The organism is Streptomyces regalis, from assembly GCF_001509475.1.
Taxonomy (GTDB): Bacteria; Actinomycetota; Actinomycetes; order Streptomycetales; family Streptomycetaceae; genus Streptomyces; species Streptomyces regalis.
The window spans coordinates 1-14,483 of sequence record NZ_LLZG01000080.1 but is presented as its reverse complement, the minus strand read 5'-3'; the positions used below and the strand labels follow the sequence as shown (position 1 = coordinate 14,483).

General features: G+C 69.6%; 16 protein-coding genes. 7 read left to right on the top strand and 9 right to left on the bottom strand.

All coding sequences use genetic code 11. From position 1 onward, the window contains the following. The coding region (locus tag ADL12_RS13290) for a response regulator (protein WP_167364404.1) at window positions 1-267 on the bottom strand (267 nt) is incomplete at its 3' end. 68 nt (window positions 268-335) lie between these two features. Further along, on the bottom strand, window positions 336-878 hold the full coding sequence (locus tag ADL12_RS13285) for a MarR family winged helix-turn-helix transcriptional regulator (RefSeq protein WP_062701879.1): 543 nt from the start codon (window positions 876-878) through the stop codon (window positions 336-338). Between the two features lie 278 nt (window positions 879-1,156). Here ADL12_RS13285 and ADL12_RS13280 point away from each other — a divergent pair, with 278 nt between their 5' ends. From ADL12_RS13280 to ADL12_RS13270, 3 genes are all read left to right on the top strand, one after another. Continuing rightward, a complete protein-coding gene (locus ADL12_RS13280; protein WP_062701877.1) occupies window positions 1,157-2,188 on the top strand; it encodes a zinc-dependent alcohol dehydrogenase in 1,032 nt (343 codons plus the stop codon). Window positions 2,189-2,376: 188 nt separating this feature from the next. Continuing rightward, window positions 2,377-3,906 (top strand): MFS transporter, encoded by a 1,530-nt coding sequence (locus tag ADL12_RS13275; RefSeq protein ID WP_062701875.1) that lies wholly within the window; start codon window positions 2,377-2,379, stop codon window positions 3,904-3,906. Window positions 3,907-4,156: 250 nt separating this feature from the next. Next, a complete protein-coding gene (locus tag ADL12_RS13270; RefSeq protein WP_062701873.1) occupies window positions 4,157-4,525 on the top strand; it encodes a DUF6479 family protein in 369 nt (122 codons plus the stop codon). A gap of 146 nt (window positions 4,526-4,671) precedes the next feature. Here the strand turns inward: ADL12_RS13270 and ADL12_RS13265 are convergent, their stop codons facing one another. Beyond that, entirely contained in the window at window positions 4,672-5,262 is a 591-nt protein-coding gene (locus ADL12_RS13265) for a DUF7144 family membrane protein (protein ID WP_062701871.1), read from the bottom strand. Window positions 5,263-5,443: 181 nt separating this feature from the next. Here ADL12_RS13265 and ADL12_RS13260 point away from each other — a divergent pair, with 181 nt between their 5' ends. Then, complete coding sequence (locus tag ADL12_RS13260) at window positions 5,444-5,923, top strand: FxLYD domain-containing protein (RefSeq protein ID WP_062701869.1); 480 nt, start codon at window positions 5,444-5,446, stop codon at window positions 5,921-5,923. Window positions 5,924-5,965: 42 nt separating this feature from the next. On the opposite strand, the gene ADL12_RS13255 is transcribed toward ADL12_RS13260, so the two are convergent. The 4 genes from ADL12_RS13255 to ADL12_RS13240 all read right to left on the bottom strand — a co-directional run bounded on the left by ADL12_RS13255 (window position 5,966) and on the right by ADL12_RS13240 (window position 9,838). Continuing rightward, on the bottom strand, window positions 5,966-6,565 hold the full coding sequence (locus ADL12_RS13255) for a DinB family protein (RefSeq protein ID WP_062701867.1): 600 nt from the start codon (window positions 6,563-6,565) through the stop codon (window positions 5,966-5,968). Between the two features lie 41 nt (window positions 6,566-6,606). Next, entirely contained in the window at window positions 6,607-7,470 is an 864-nt protein-coding gene (locus ADL12_RS13250; RefSeq protein ID WP_062701865.1) for an Ig-like domain-containing protein, read from the bottom strand. Window positions 7,471-7,619: 149 nt separating this feature from the next. Continuing rightward, entirely contained in the window at window positions 7,620-7,913 is a 294-nt protein-coding gene (locus ADL12_RS13245) for a hypothetical protein (protein ID WP_062701863.1), read from the bottom strand. 251 nt (window positions 7,914-8,164) lie between these two features. Next, the gene (locus ADL12_RS13240) at window positions 8,165-9,838 is read right to left on the bottom strand and encodes a glycoside hydrolase family 13 protein (protein WP_062701861.1); all 1,674 of its coding nucleotides are present in this window, start codon (window positions 9,836-9,838) and stop codon (window positions 8,165-8,167) included. A 253-nt stretch (window positions 9,839-10,091) separates the two neighbouring features. Between ADL12_RS13240 and ADL12_RS13235 the strand changes: the two genes are divergently transcribed. Then, entirely contained in the window at window positions 10,092-11,024 is a 933-nt protein-coding gene (locus ADL12_RS13235) for an LAETG motif-containing sortase-dependent surface protein (protein WP_062701859.1), read from the top strand. A gap of 707 nt (window positions 11,025-11,731) precedes the next feature. On the opposite strand, the gene ADL12_RS53925 is transcribed toward ADL12_RS13235, so the two are convergent. Next, complete coding sequence (locus tag ADL12_RS53925) at window positions 11,732-11,908, bottom strand: hypothetical protein (protein WP_159053153.1); 177 nt, start codon at window positions 11,906-11,908, stop codon at window positions 11,732-11,734. Window positions 11,909-12,348: 440 nt separating this feature from the next. On the opposite strand from ADL12_RS53925, the gene ADL12_RS50280 reads away from it, so the two are divergent. Together ADL12_RS50280 and ADL12_RS13230 are read left to right on the top strand one after the other, a co-directional pair. Further along, window positions 12,349-12,975 (top strand): helix-turn-helix domain-containing protein, encoded by a 627-nt coding sequence (locus ADL12_RS50280; protein ID WP_244187885.1) that lies wholly within the window; start codon window positions 12,349-12,351, stop codon window positions 12,973-12,975. Between the two features lie 176 nt (window positions 12,976-13,151). Next, window positions 13,152-13,550 carry a nuclear transport factor 2 family protein gene (locus tag ADL12_RS13230; RefSeq protein ID WP_062701857.1) on the top strand — a complete coding sequence of 133 codons (399 nt, stop codon included), beginning with the start codon at window positions 13,152-13,154 and terminating at the stop codon, window positions 13,548-13,550. 47 nt (window positions 13,551-13,597) lie between these two features. Here the strand turns inward: ADL12_RS13230 and ADL12_RS50275 are convergent. Continuing rightward, a protein-coding gene (locus ADL12_RS50275) for an IS5 family transposase (RefSeq protein ID WP_244187884.1) occupies window positions 13,598-14,406 on the bottom strand; the annotation gives its coding sequence in 2 pieces (ribosomal slippage) (window positions 13,598-14,086 and window positions 14,089-14,406; 807 coding nt in all). Window positions 14,407-14,483 lie beyond the last annotated feature (77 nt).

The window sequence follows — 14,483 nt, the reverse complement described above, 5'->3', positions numbered from 1 at the left end:
GGGGTAAGGGGATCGAGGGGCGCGGGGCAGAGGCGCGAGGTGATGGAGCAGTACGGCGTCCCACACCGCCAGGTCGAAGCAGTGCTCCGTGAGCCGGCTCATCCCCTCGGCGCCGGTGCCCGCCGTGCCGACCCGGTAGCCGGCCAACTCCAGGGTGGTGCTGAGCAGTTCGCTGTCGCCCGGATCGTCGGCGACGACCAGGACCCGCTCTCCGTCCCCGCGTGGCGGCGAGGGTTTCTCCAGGAGGGTCGAGAGATTCGCGTTCATGGCGACGCCCTTCGTGTGGGGCCGTGTGTGGGGGCTGGGGGGAGGCGCTGCGCACCGGGAACGGTTCGTCAGGCGGTGGGGTCGGGGACGCGCAGGCCCAGGCTCGGGTCGGCCGGCGCCTCGGCATGGGTGACGAAGTCGTCGACCAGGCGGTGGAAGAGCTCGGCCAACCGCCGCAGGTCCTCGTCGGACCAATCGGCAAGCGCCATCCGCATGCCGACGCGGCTCGCGTCCCGGAAGCGGTCCACGGCCGCCCTGCCCGCGTCGGTGAGTTCGATGCGCTGGGCCCGCCGGTCGTGCGGGTCCGCGGCCCTGACCACATAGCCGGCCCGCTCCAACTGCTGCACCTGGCGCGTGACATGGGACGCCTCCACCGCCAGCAGACCCGCCAGCACACCGGGCCGCATCGGTTCGGTTTCGGCGAGGCGGCGCAGGATCGCCACGGCGGCCCGGTCGAGGGTCAGACCGGCCATGGCCATCAGGTACTCGTGCTGTCTCGCCCGGCCCGCCAGGTACGCGACGCGGGTGAGGCACTTCTCGATCTCCACGATGTCCGTCGGGACGATGTCCGTCGGGACGGGCGACGCTGCTGCGGATGACGGTGCGGCCATGCGTCACACCGTACCGCAAATGCTTGCTTGACTTAAGTAACCCAATCATGCTTGCCTAAGTTAAGCAACGAAGAGCGACAGGTCGAAGAGCGACACAGACCGGGGCCGCCTTGAGCGGAGGACGGCCCCGACGCGCCGACCCCGTGGGGACGGGAACGGCGCGGTCACCGGCCCGGCGGCGGAGCCCCTCCCTCCTTCACCGCCGGGCCCGGTGACACCGATCGCGTGCGCGGTCACCGCGCTTCGCAACACCGCACCTCACGAGAGAGAGCCAGCTCATGGCAACGATGAAGTCCGTCAAGACCGGCGCCAAGAACGAGATCGACGTCGTCGACGTCGAGCGCCCCACCCCCGGCCCCCGGGACGCCCTGGTGCGGATCCGCGCCTGCGGCATCTGCGGCACCGACACCTTCTTCCTGCACCTCGGCGGCACGCCCGTCGGCGCCGACGGCTCGATACGCTCCCTCCCCCTCGGCCACGAGCCCGCCGGCGAGATCGTCGAGGTAGGCGCCGAGGTCAGCGAGCTGAAGGTCGGCGACCGCGTGGTCGTCAACCCGCAGGGCGTGCCCTGCGGGATCATCGGGTGCGGCGGCGCGCACGGGGCCATGAGCGAGTACCTGCTGATCGAGGAGGCGCAGGTCGGCAGAAACCTGGCCGTCTTCCCGGACCACGTGCCCTTCGACGTCGCCGCCCTCAACGAGCCGATGGCCGTCGCCCGGCATTGCGTCAACCGCTCCGAGGCCGGCACGGGCGACAAGGTGGTCGTCTTCGGCGCCGGTCCCATCGGGCTGGGCGCCACCATCTGGCTGAAGCTGCGCGGGGTCGAGCACGTGGTCGTCGTCGACATCATCCCGGAGCGGCTTCGGACCGCGCTGGCTGTCGGCGCCGACGCCGTCGTCAATTCGGCCGAGGAGAACGTCACCGAGCGGCTCACCGAGTTGCACGGCCAGGCCGCCAACGCGCTCGGCCAGCCCCGCGCCGGCACGGACATCTACATCGACGCCGCCGGTGCCTCTGCCGTGTTCCAGGCCGCCGTCGACTCCGCGAAGTGGGGCGCCAAGATGGTCATGGTCGCCGTACAGAAGAAGTCCGACGCCATCGATCTCGGCGGGATGCTCCGCAGTGAGCTCACGCTCATCGCCTCCCAGGGGTACCCCACCGAGATCTTCGAGGTCACCGCGGAGCTTGCCGAGCACTATGAGCGGTTTGCGCAGCTGATCAGCCACCGGGTGCCGTTCGCCGACGTGGAGCAGGCGTTTTCGCTGGCTATGACGCCGGGGGCGGCGGAGAAGGTCGTCGTCACGTTTTAGCTCCGCCGGGTGGGCCGTGGGCGCCGTTGTGGCTGGTCGCGCCCACGCGGCGGAGCCGCATATCGATGCCGCCCCGCGCCCGTTCAGGGCGTTGCCGTCACGGCATTGGACCGCTGAGCCAACTCAACCCACCCCCCTGCGCCCACGCCACTGAACCTCTGAACCAACCCCCTGATGGAGGCCCCGCCATGTCCCACGCGCTCCCCCGCCCCGCCGACGCGGAAAGGAAGTCCGCCGCGCCGAACGCCATCGTGGCGGTGCTGGCCCTCGCCGGGATCGTCGTCTCGCTGATGCAGACCCTGGTCATCCCGATCGTCCCGGAGCTGCCGAGGCTCCTGGACGCCTCGGCGTCCAACACCGCCTGGGCGGTCACCGCGACGCTGCTCGCCGCCGCCGTCGCCACGCCGGTCGTGGGCCGCCTCGGCGACATGATCGGCAAGCGGCGGATGCTGCTGACCAGCATCGTCCTGCTGGTCGGCGGCTCGGTGGTGTGCGCGCTGGCCGACTCCCTCGTACCGATGATCATCGGCCGTACTCTGCAGGGCCTCGCGGCCGCCGTCGTACCGCTCGGCATCAGCATCATGCGCGACGCGCTGCCGTCCGAGCGGCTTGCCGGGTCGACCGCGCTGATGAGCGCCTCGCTCGGCGTGGGCGGTGCGCTGGGTCTGCCGGCTGCCGCGTTCATCGCCGACAACTGGGACTGGCACATCCTGTTCTGGACCTCGGCCGCGCTGGGCGCCCTGGCCTTCGTGCTGGTCCTGCTGATCGTGCCCGAGTCCAAGGTGCGCACAGGCGGCCGCTTCGACCTGGTCGGCTCGCTCGGCCTGTCGGCCGGACTGGTCTCCCTGCTGCTGGCCGTCTCCAAGGGCGGCGACTGGGGCTGGACCAGCGGCACCACCCTCGGCCTGGGCGCCGCCGCCGTCGTGATCCTGCTGGCCTGGGGCTGGTGGCAGCTGCGGGCCGACCGGCCGCTGGTCGACCTGCGCACCACCGCCAAGCCCCAGGTGCTCTTCACCAACCTCGCGTCGGTCGCGCTCGGCTTCTCGATGTTCGCCATGTCCCTCGTCCTGCCGCAGCTCCTCCAGCTGCCCGAGGAGACCGGCTACGGCCTCGGCAGGTCCATGCTGACCGTCGGCCTGGTCCTCGCCCCGCAGGGCCTGGTGATGATGGCGATGTCCGCCGTGTCCGCGGCCGTCACCAAGGCCAAGGGCCCCAAGGTCACCCTGATGATCGGCGCGCTGATCGTGGCCGCCGGGTACGGCCTGAACATCGTGCTGATGAGCGAGGTCTGGCACCTGATCCTGGTCTCCTGCATCATCGGCGCCGGTGTCGGCTTCACCTACGGCGCCCTGCCCGCCCTGATCATGGGCGCCGTCGACCCCTCCGAGACGGCCGCCGCCAACAGCCTGAACACCCTGATGCGCTCCCTGGGCACCTCGTTCGCCAGCGCCATCGCCGGCGTCATCCTGGCCCAGATGACCACCGACTTCGGCGGCTATGCCCTGCCCTCGGAGAACGGCTTCAAGGTCGTCATGGCCATCGGCGCGGGAGCGGCCCTGCTGGCCTTCGCACTCGCCACGCTCATCCCGAGGCAGCGCACCGCCGCCGCCACCGCCGTCCGGTCGGCGGCCGAGGGTGGCCAAGGCACGTCAGGGCAGGTTGAAGAAGATCATGGGGTTGTGGTTGCTGTCCCGCAGGGGCAGCCCGAGCGCCAGTGACCGCTTGACGTCCCTCAGGCGGCCGTAGATCTCCGGGGCATGCAAGCGGGACGCCGTGAAGTACGGCGTCCCGCGCTCGCTCAGCGCCCGGCGCCCTCCAGCTGACGCTCTTCACGGAGCTGGACGAGCTGGATGAGCCGGGCGCACTGGATCAGCCGGATGATGCCGCGAAACACGCGTAGACCGCGAAAGCGGGCGGTTCCACGGTTCCCGGAGGAGCTTATTCGCCCGTTTCGGTGATAATTGGGGCATGAGTACGGCGACGTTTGTACTAGCGGCCACGTCGGGTGAAGTACTCAACGTGATCGCCGCCTTTGTGGGTGGCCTGTTCATCGCCGGCGCACTGATCTGGGCCGTGCAGCTCGGCATGCGGGTCCGTGATCGAGAGCTGCCGCGGCCGCGCCCCGACGAGCAGCCGCACCTTCCCGACACCGGTCCGGTCCATGAGGAACGCGAGATCAGGGAGCCGGACGAAGTGCCGCACGCGGAAGGCAGGGAACGGCTCCTGCCGCACGAGCTGCACCACGCCGGCAGCAAGCGCAGCGACGACCAGCACCGCAAGCGCTGGCTACCCGGAAAGAGCGGCGCCTTCGGCGGAGGCGGGCTGGGGCACGGCTGAGCCTGGGAATCCAGGCGACGGGAGCAACTGCCCGATGCCCTCTGCCCGGACCCGCACGCGTGGACGTGTACGGGCCGGGCAGAGGGCGGGCAGATTGAGCAGACGACACTACGTGGCCAGGAACGGCCGCAAGGACCCGACCAGGATCAGCGAGCTGCTGAGGCGTTACCGCGCATGGAAGCGCTGGCGCGGGGCACGTCCGGGGCCGTGGCGAGCGCCAGGATCACGAAGAAGTCGACGCCCACCATGATCACCGACCACACCGGCGTGTACGGCAGGAACAGGAAGTGCAGCACCATGCTGAGGGACGCCACGAAGATGCCGGTGATCCGAGCCCACCAGGCCCCCTTGAGGATGCCGTAGCCGACGCAGGCGACCACGACACCGAGGCCGAGCAGGATCCAGCCCCACGCCGTGAGGTTGATCTCGAAGACGTAGTCGCCGATACGGCCGTAGACGTCGTCCTCGGCGATCGCGGAGATGCCCTGGAGGATGGCCAGCAGCCCGTTCACCAGCATCAGCACACCGGCGAAGACGAGCCCGCCGGTGGCCCAGCCGGGGGCGGGCCGGTACTCGCCGGCGCCGGGTGCGGGGGTCGGTGCGTGGGCCGGTCCGGCCGAAGGCCAGGTTGCCTGGGACGCGGCGGATCCACCGGATCCACCGGCTCCAGCAGATCCAGGCCGGCTGTGGGCTGCGTCGGTCGCATGCGACTGCGGCTGCGGCTGCTGCTGACTCATGGCTGCCGTACCCCACTTCTCGCCGTCGGGTTCTGCGGTTGGTACGACGATCGGTCGGCCCCGGGGCGTCCACCACGGGGGAAAGGCCGATCGGGTGACGCCCGGACCCCCGGAGTGCGAACAGCGCCGCACACACCTTCACTGAAGGAACCCGGACCGGAACCGACCCGCTGGAGGCGCCATGCCCGGTCACCGAAAGCGGTGGACGACAACCGCGACAACCGCGACAACCGCGATGCTCACGTCGGCCGCCGTCGTGGCCGCCACACTCACCCTGGCCTCCTGCACCGACGACGACACGCCCTCCTCGGTGGCCAGCAAGGCGGCATCGGCCTTCGCCTCGGCGACAGCGGAGGCGGACCGTCGGCTGGACGACATCAAGGGCGGCATCGACGCCAAGGACGCGATGAGCCTGGGCGATCCGGCGACCGACGCGGACGGCCGTACGACCGTGGAGGTCACGGCGGAGAACACGACCGACTCGACGAAGTCCTTCGCCGCGCAGATCAACTTCCGCGACGGGGACGGCAATGTGGTGGACGCGACCGTGGTGACCGTGTCGGACGTAGCGGCGGGCGAGACGGGGAGGGACACCGCGCGCAGCACGCGTGACCTGGGCGGGGAGATCAAGGCGGAGGTGGCCAGGGCCGTGCGCTACTGACCACCCCACCAGCCGGTGGGATCGGCGGCAGAACGGACGGGATCAGCCGGTGCCGACCTCCCGCGCCACACGCTCCAGTCGGCTCCGGTGGCTCTCCCACCATGCCTGATCGCCCGGCGGCATGTTGTCCCTGCCCTTCCCGTACCCGACGCTTCCGTCGATGAGCTCGCGCAGGATGTCGGCGTGGCCGGCATGCCGCTGGCTGTCGGAGATCACGCGCACCAGGATGTGATGCAGGGTCACTTCCCGTCGCTCCTGCGGCCACCACGGGACGTGACCGGTCGCGTCGAGCGGCAGCGCCTCGATCGTGCTGTTGGAGTGTTCCCAAGCCTGGTGATACAGCCCGACGACCTCTTCGCGCGACTCGTCCGCGGTGGCCCACATGTCCGCGTTGGGTTCGGCGTCCTGCGTGTACCACCAGGGCGGCGGCTCCTCGTCGAAGAACGGCCGCCCGAATGTGTCGCCGAAGTACCCCAGCTCCACGCCGGCGACATGTTTGACCAGCCCCAACAGGTTCGTTCCTGTGGGGGTCAGGGGGCGGCGGACGTCGTATTCCGAGAGCCCGTCGAGCTTCCACACAAGGGCGTCACGCGCGTCTTGCAGATATCGGAGAAGGTCCGCTTTCGGGTTCGGTTCGATCATGCCGGGCAGTCTTGCACCGAGCACTGACAGCCGGACGATCCCTAAAGCCGCCTGCTCCCACCGGCCGACCCCGTCACGTTGATGTCGATCTGCTCGCTCATCGCGCTGACCCCGTTGAACGTGGCTGTCGCCTGGAGGCGGCCCGTGCCGGGTGGGAGGGGGCGGGCCGGTACGCAGGACCATGTGCCGGCGGGTGCGGCCGTGGTCGCGCAGACCTCCTCGTCCAGCGCGTCGCGCACGGTGACCTGGGCGCCCGGGTAGGCCGTCCCCGACATCCTGGGCAACGCGCCCAGCGGCACGCCCGACTGAGGGTGGGACAGGGCCGGCGCGGGCAGCCCGACCGTCACAGTGCAGGTGCCCTTCTGCTTCACGGTGCCGTTCGCGTCCCGCAGGGTCAGGGCGCAGTCGGGGAGACGGGTGCCGGGCTCGGCGTCCGCGGGGACCGACAGGACGAAGGGGAAGGTACGGTCCTTCCAGGCCGCCGAGGCCGACTCGTCAGCTGCCGACCCATCAGCCGGCGCCACATCAGTTGATGTCGCAGCGGGTGCACCAACGAAGGTGTACGCCCCGCCGGCCCCACCCGGCACCAACGACCCCCGGTACCCGCCCGCAGCGAACGGGGCACCCGTCACTCTCGCCGTCGCCGGCGCCGTCAGCGTCAGTACCGAGCCCTCGCCCAGCGGCACCCCCTCGTACCCCCCGACCTCGACGATGCCCTCCCGTCCGGGTTCGATGGTCGCGGCCGCCCACAGCTCACGGCCCACCGATCGGGTCGTCGGCCCTTCACCGCCGTAAGCCGTCCCTGCCATCCCTGCCATCCCCGGCATCCCTGCCATCCCCGGCATGACCATCACGCCCGCAACGGCGAGCAACCCAAAGATCGTCGTCTTCCAGGACCTGCTCATCGTCGGCGGAGCTCCTCACACACGCATCGGCGGCACCCCTGCCCGAGATTCTCGCCGTCCGCTGCCGCAGGTGACGCGCGCTGTTCGGCCGTACGCGCCGCGCACCACCCGTCCGGGCGCCGACGGCCCCCGACGACGGGTCGGCCGGGTCACTCGTCCGTCTCGGACGTCTCGGGCCGCGGGTGCCGTACGGCCCTCCTCACGTCCTCCTCGACCTGGTTCCGCGCGGCGCCCTGCTCCTTCGCGTACTCGGTCACTGCGCCCTGGACATCACGGGCGAGGTCGCGCCAGGCCCGCCAGGCGGTCTCGTAGGTGTCGGTCTGGAGCTGGGTCCACGGCGTGTGAGCGGGCGGCCCGTAGTGGTCCCGTAGCTCCTCCACCCTGCTGTGTGCCTGGTCCGCCGCCCGCTGCATGGCGACCAGTTCGTCGAAGGTGCGTGCCACGCGTCCGGATCCTTGGGCAGCGGGCGGGCGCTGCCCGGTTCGCCACGCGAGCGACCCGCGCCTCTCACTCAGACGGTGTCGGTGCGTGCCGCCAGCCGGGCCTGCCACCCGTCCAGGACCGTCTCCACGCGGATACTTCGCGGCGCTTTCGTCGGCCTGTTTCCAGGAGACGACCCCGCCGAAACTCCCGGCCCAGGACCTGACCCCGCCTCCGCCCACGGCGGGCGAACCGCAGGTCACCCTGAAATGATCTACGCCAGCCAGACCGTCGTGTCCGGCCGCAGCAGACGCCCCTTGAGCGGCCCGCTGCCGATCAGCACCTCACCCGGCGGCAACTCCACCGCCGCAGAGGAGAGGTTGGCCACGCACCGCCAGCCGTCCGAGCGGGCGAAGTGCAGGACCCCGGGCGGAGCGTCCGGCGCCCACTCCAGCTCCTCCCCCTCCAGCAGCTTGCGGCGCAGGCGCAGGGCCCTGCGGTAGAGCTCCAGAGTGGAGCTCTCCACGCCGTCCTGGGCCTCGACGGCGTACCCCGCGAAGGACGGCGGCTGCGGCAGCCACGCACCGCCCGCGCCGAAGCCGTACGACGGTCCCGTCGTCGTCCACGGCAGCGGCACCCGACAGCCGTCGCGGCCCTTGCGGACGCGCCCCGTCTGTTCCCAGATCGGGTCCTGCAGGACCTCCAGGGGCAGGTCGGCGACCTCGGGCAGGCCGAGTTCCTCGCCCTGGTAGACGTACGACGAACCGGGCAGCGCGAGCATGAGGAGGGTCGCGGCGCGGGCGCGGCGCAGGCCGGCGGTCTCGTCGACGGACGGTGCGTGGCCGCCGGAGAGGAGCCAGGCGTTGTCGTCGGTGCCGGGCGGGAGCATCAGGCGGGAGGTGTGGCGTACGACGTCGTGGTTGGAGAGGACCCAGGTGGCCGAGGCGCCCGCCGCGCGGGCCGTGGCGAGCGAGTCGGTGATGACCCACTTCAGCTCCTCGGCGTCCCAACCGGCCTGCAGATACTCGAAGTTGAAGGCCTGGCCGAGTTCGTCCGGGCGGGCGTACCGGGCGCGGCGGGCGGCCGGGTTGACCCAGGCCTCGGCGACCGCCATACGGGGCGGGCGGTAGGCGTCGAGGATCTTGCGCCAGTCGCGGTAGATCTCGTGGACCTCGTCGCGGTCGTAGAAGGGGTGGGTGCCGGGCTCGAACCGGGGGAGCGCGTCCTCGTGGCTCAGCTCCGGGGCGCCGAGGTCGCGCAGCGGCTCGCTGAGGTCCTTGGCGAGCGCGTGCGCCACGTCGACGCGGAAGCCGTCGACGCCGCGGTCGGACCAGAAGCGCAGGGTGGTGCGGAAGTCGGCGCGGACCTCCTCGTTCTCCCAGTTCAGGTCCGGTTGCTGGGGGGTGAACAGGTGCAGGTACCACTGGCCGTCGGGGACGCGGCGCCAGGCGCTGCCGCCGAAGACGGACTGCCAGTCGGTGGGCGGGAGTTCGCCGTGCGGGCCGCGGCCGTCGCGGAAGACGTAGCGCTCGCGGGCGGGGGAGCCGGGGCCGGCCCGCAGCGCCTCCTGGAACCAGACGTGCTGGTGGGAGGTGTGGTTGGGGACCAGGTCGACGATCACTTTCAGGCCGAGGCGGTGGGCCTCGGCGGCCATGGCGTCGAAGTCGTCGAGGGTGCCCAGGCGGGGGTCGACGTCGCGGTAGTCGGCGACGTCGTAGCCGCCGTCGGCCAGCTCGGAGGGGTAGAAGGGGCTGAGCCACAGGGCGTCCACGCCGAGGGCGGCGAGGTGGGTCAGGCGCTGGGCGACGCCTTTCAGGTCACCGAGCCCGTCGCCGTCGGCGTCGGCGAAACTGCGGGGGTACACCTGGTAGATGACGGCCTGGCGCCACCAGTCGGGGTTGCGGGACGAGAGGTCGGGGGTGTCGGGCGTGGTGGTGCGGACAGTCACGCGGACTCCTCATCGGTGCGCGTACGGGCGACAGTGAGAACTCTGTCCACTTGGCCGGAAAAGCGAACACCGCGAAGAGCGGAGTAGATCATTCCCCGTGTGATGGAATTGTGATTGCTGATTGAACTTCCCTTGCGTTCCCGCAGGTTGACAGCTCCCTCTCCTCGCCCGACGATGTGCTCACACCTGTGGCTCATGTGACCAATGAGCTCGGTGATTCTTCTTCGACCACTCACCCCACGATGGGATACGCATGTCCATAGCGAGACGTGTCATGGCGCGACGCCTGCTGGGGACGGGCGCCGCGTCGCTCGTCCTGTGCGCGGCCACCGTCGCCTCCGCCTCCGGCGCCTGGGCCACCGGCGGCGGCGACGGCTGGAAGACCGGCGGCAGCTACCAGCCCGGCACCGGTGCCGGCACGGAAACGGCCACCGACCGCTGCCAGTTCTCGCTCGACGGCAAGAACTTCTACGACTCGGTCAAGGTCGACGACCAGAACCTGAAGGTCACCGACGACGGCAAGGTCCACATCACGGTCCGCGCCGCCGCCGACGCCACGACCTGCACCGCCTCGCTCGCCTCCTACCTCGCCCACGGCCCGACCTTCGCCACCTCCGGCGAGCAGGTCTTCGTCGACTTCGACACGGCCACGGTCAAGCCCGGCCAGAGCGACACCCTCGACATCGCTGTCCCGGACGCGGGCTGCTTCGCGCAGATCGACCTGTACCGGGGCGCGGTGAAGTTCGACGGCAAGCTCGACGCGAACGACGGGTTCGTCCACGGCGACCTGCCCAAGGGCCCGGACCGCCCGGTCATCAAGGACAAGCTGATCGCGGCCTGGAACGGCGGCACGAAGGACTGCACGACCGAGCCTCCGGCGACCGAGGAGCCGCCGACCACGCCGCCGGCCGAGCCGTCGGAGCCGCCGACCGATGAGCCGTCGACCCCGGCGGAGGAGACGACGCCGCCGGCCGACGAGACCCCGTCCACCGAGACCCCCACCCCGGAGGCCTCCGAGTCGACCACCCCTCCGGCGCCCAAGCCGAACGGCGGCGGTGACAACCTCGCAGAAACCGGCGGCAGCAGCGCGACCGGCCCGATCGCCATCGGCGCGGCGGTGCTGGTGGCGGGCGGCGCGGCGTTCGTCGTGGCGTCGAAGCGGCGGCGGTCGGCCACGCGGTCCTGATCGACGACAGATGAAGGTGAAGGGGCTCGGGTCGATCCCGGGCCCCTTCATCCAGCCCATCTGGGGGTGCCCCCCCGAGCGCAGGCCCGTACTGGACGGGGGAGGCCGGTACGGGCGGTCTATGCGGTCGTCCGTTCCCCTGGGGTGTCTCTCTGCCTTGAGCCACCTGGGCGCGATTGCCCAGGCTCCAGGGCGGCTCACCTCATGCGAGGCGCGTCACAGGATTGGTGCAGCGTCCGGACGCTTACTGAACGGGGATACCGGCGCTTTCACGCGCCTTTTGCAGTGCCTCTTTCAGGGGGACAGCATCCGCACAGTCACGGCCGTACCGGCAGTCACGGCGACAGGTGATCACGTGACTGTGGAAGGCACGCCATGCCGCGCCGACTTCCGACGTGTCCGGCCGCGGGCGCAGGTGCTGCGGATTGCAGAGCGGCTGTCCGGGCATCCATGCGGCAGGGTCGGCCACAGTGCATGTGCCGTGTCCGGGCATTCCGTGCGCGATTCCCTGTTCATCGGTCACTGCGCACCCCCGTCGACTGGTCGGCCACCCTGCCGGAGCAACGCGGGCAGATGCACGGCGGGTACGCCTGCCCCAGGGTGGGAACCTTGGCGGGTTTCACCGCGTGCCTTTTCCGTTTCCGGACGCAGGTGCGGACGCCGGTAGCCGGATTGATCTGGTAGACCTCAATGGTCATCGGCATGGATCACTTACCCCCGCCCATGTTGGCTCCGACGCATGCGAGTTGATACGTCTGCCACAACGCGCGCCCTGTCTCGCAGCCGTCGGCAGCCTTGGTCACGCTCTTGCATTCCTCGCACTTCCGGGCGTGCGCGAACCACGCGGCATAGGTGCGGGTCGTGGGCGTCTGCGGGTTGCTCATCGACCAGCCTCCCAAGGATTCACCCAGGGCCCTGCCCAAGGGTGCGCCTCGCCTGTGCGGGCCGCCCGCCGCTCTGCCTCGTGCGCCAACACGTACGCCCGGACCATCGTGCCTGTGCGCTCCCAGGCTTGCCCTGTCCGGGCCTGCCGCTGCCTGCGGAGCCTGGGCACGTCTACCAGCCTCGCGCCGACCACGTAGGGGGTCGGCCGGTAGTGCGGTTCCCTGGGCGCCTGGGCCGCTTCCTGGGGCGTATAGGCGCTGCTGTGCTTGCCGGGGTTGCGCGGCCCGAACGGGACCGCTCTCAACCATTCGAATGCCTGTGATAGGTAGGACACTGTCAGCGCTCCTCATCAGCGTTGGCCATGCCCCCGGCCGTTCCAGCGGTGCGGGGGTCTCCTGCGTCTGGCCATGCTGCCGACCCATGAGGGACGAAGTTGCCCATGTGCAAGGACAGTTGGGACGTCGCGGCGGTAGCGTGGAAGAACGCCCAAACGTCCCAGGGGGAAGCCTTGAACACGGCGCTAAGATCAGCTATGGAGACAGCCGGGTTGTCACCTCGGCAACTGGCGGCTCGTGTGGGCGTTTCCGGCAAGACCGTTGAAAGATGGGTATCGGACGCTGAGCTCATCCCGCATGCCAGAAACCGGGAAGACGCCTGTAAGGCGTTGGGAGTTGACGAAGAAATGATCTGGCCGAAAGCGGTAAAGGATCGAATCAAGACCGGTGGCGACCGGGAAATCATCCGCTCCTATCCATATCGGTCGGCCTGCCCTTCGACAGTGTGGGGCGAATTGGTCGCGAACACCACGGAAGATCTTTTCCTCGCTGGATACACGAACTACTTTCTGTGGCTTGACCAGCCCGCGTTCGTTGAGACGCTGCGAAGGAAACTCGACGGTGGATGCCGGGTGCGTTTCCTCCTTGGCGACCCTGACGGAGAGGTGACCCGAAATCGGGAAGCGATCGAAGATGTGGCACTTTCGGTGTCTACGCGCATCCGCATCACCCTGGAACACTTGGGAAAGCTAGTAAGAGCTCGTAACACGATCATGGTGAAGGGCTGTTGAGTCGTCTCCAGCAGATCAGTCCGCAGGCCAGGGAGACTATGGCGTTGTGGAGGTCGAGCCGCCTGCCAGCGGACTGCGAGGCGCTTGAACTGGCGCGCGACGGTCTGCCTCGACGACCTTCCGCAGCCTGTCGAGACCGACGATGTCCGGCACCCCTTCGCTGTTACTGTCGCGCCATGTCCAAGATCGAGATAGACGTCGTGACCGCCGAGTTCTTCGATGCCTTTGACAACCGGGGCGGCAAGGCTGCCGACGTGGCCCGGATCCGCCGGCTGGTTCTTCCGGGTGGCGTGATCGTCAAGACCGGCCCGGAGTTCACGGTCTACACCGTGGACGAGTTCATCGAGCCTCGCCAGCGGCTGCTGACCGACGGTCGGCTGGTCGAGTTCTCCGAGTGGGAGACCTCTGAACGGACAGAGATCGCGGGCGATATCGCGTCGCGGTTCGGCGAGTACCGCAAGTCCGGGATCTTGGATGGTGAGCCGTTCGAGGGAGACGGGACCAAGACCATCCAGTTCGTCCGCACCTCAGAGGGCTGGCGGATCGCAGCGTTTGCCTGGTACGACCAGCCCTGACCGCGGGGCGGTCCGGCTGCGGCTTATCAGCTTGGGTTGATGTGGGGTCATGAGTTGTGCTTCTTGAGGCGTCTCCAGCAGATGAGGCTGCAGGCGAGGGAGACGAAGGCGTCGTGGAGTTCGGTGCGGCGTTCCCATCGGACGGCGAGTCGTTTGAAGTGGTGGAGCAGGGCGAAGGTCTGCTCGACGACGTAACGGAGCTTGCCCATACCCTGGATGTTCGGGGCGCCCTTGCGGGAGATGACAGGCAGGATCCGCCGCTTGCGGAGCTCTTCGCGGTTCGGATTGGAGTCGTAGCCCTTGTCTCCGAGCAGGGCCTCTGGACGCCTGCGAGGACGGCCGGAGCGGCCGGCGACGGGTGGGATGCCGTCGACGAGGGCGAGGGTCTGGGTGACGTCGTTGACGTTGCCTGCGGTGGTGATGACCTTGAGCGGAGTTCCGCGTCCGTCGCAGATCAGGTGGTGTTTGCTGCCCGTCTTGCGCCGGTCGACCGGCGACGGACCGGTGTCGGCACCCCCTTTTTCGCACGGACATGGGAGCCGTCCACGCAGGCCCGTGACCAGTCGAGTTGGCCGGCCGCGTTCAGCTCGGCGAGCAGGATGCGGTGCAGCTGGTCGAAGACTCCTGCCTGCTGCCACCGCTCCAGGCGCCGCCAGCAGGTCTGTCCGGAGCCGAACCCCAGCTCCAGCGGCAGGAGTTGCCAGGCTATGTCGTTGTAGAGGACATAGAGGATGCCCTGGAGACAGAGCCTATCTGCCACCGGCCGCGGACCCGGTGACCGCTCGGGCCAAGGCGGCAACAGCGGTTCGATCAGCGCCCACAAGTCGTCGTCCACGATCCACGGCCGAGTACTCACAGCATCACGAACGGCCGAATCATCAGACCGGTCACGCCCAACCAGCGCACCTCAACAAGATCGTGTTACGAGCTCTA

What these genes read in the sequence shown, in the direction of transcription:
- ADL12_RS13275 (WP_062701875.1), top strand. Translation starts at nt 2,377, where the DNA reads ATGTCCCACGCGCTCCCCCGCCCCGCCGACGCGGAAAGGAAGTCCGCC.
- ADL12_RS50280 (WP_244187885.1), top strand. Translation starts at nt 12,349, where the DNA reads ATGTGCAAGGACAGTTGGGACGTCGCGGCGGTAGCGTGGAAGAACGCC.
- ADL12_RS13230 (WP_062701857.1), top strand. Translation starts at nt 13,152, where the DNA reads ATGTCCAAGATCGAGATAGACGTCGTGACCGCCGAGTTCTTCGATGCC.
- ADL12_RS13260 (WP_062701869.1), top strand. Translation starts at nt 5,444, where the DNA reads ATGCCCGGTCACCGAAAGCGGTGGACGACAACCGCGACAACCGCGACA.
- ADL12_RS13235 (WP_062701859.1), top strand. Translation starts at nt 10,092, where the DNA reads ATGTCCATAGCGAGACGTGTCATGGCGCGACGCCTGCTGGGGACGGGC.
- ADL12_RS13255 (WP_062701867.1), bottom strand. Translation starts at nt 6,565, where the DNA reads ATGATCGAACCGAACCCGAAAGCGGACCTTCTCCGATATCTGCAAGAC.
- ADL12_RS13285 (WP_062701879.1), bottom strand. Translation starts at nt 878, where the DNA reads ATGGCCGCACCGTCATCCGCAGCAGCGTCGCCCGTCCCGACGGACATC.
- ADL12_RS53925 (WP_159053153.1), bottom strand. Translation starts at nt 11,908, where the DNA reads ATGAGCAACCCGCAGACGCCCACGACCCGCACCTATGCCGCGTGGTTC.
- ADL12_RS13250 (WP_062701865.1), bottom strand. Translation starts at nt 7,470, where the DNA reads ATGAGCAGGTCCTGGAAGACGACGATCTTTGGGTTGCTCGCCGTTGCG.
- ADL12_RS13270 (WP_062701873.1), top strand. Translation starts at nt 4,157, where the DNA reads ATGAGTACGGCGACGTTTGTACTAGCGGCCACGTCGGGTGAAGTACTC.
- ADL12_RS13280 (WP_062701877.1), top strand. Translation starts at nt 1,157, where the DNA reads ATGGCAACGATGAAGTCCGTCAAGACCGGCGCCAAGAACGAGATCGAC.
- ADL12_RS13265 (WP_062701871.1), bottom strand. Translation starts at nt 5,262, where the DNA reads ATGAGTCAGCAGCAGCCGCAGCCGCAGTCGCATGCGACCGACGCAGCC.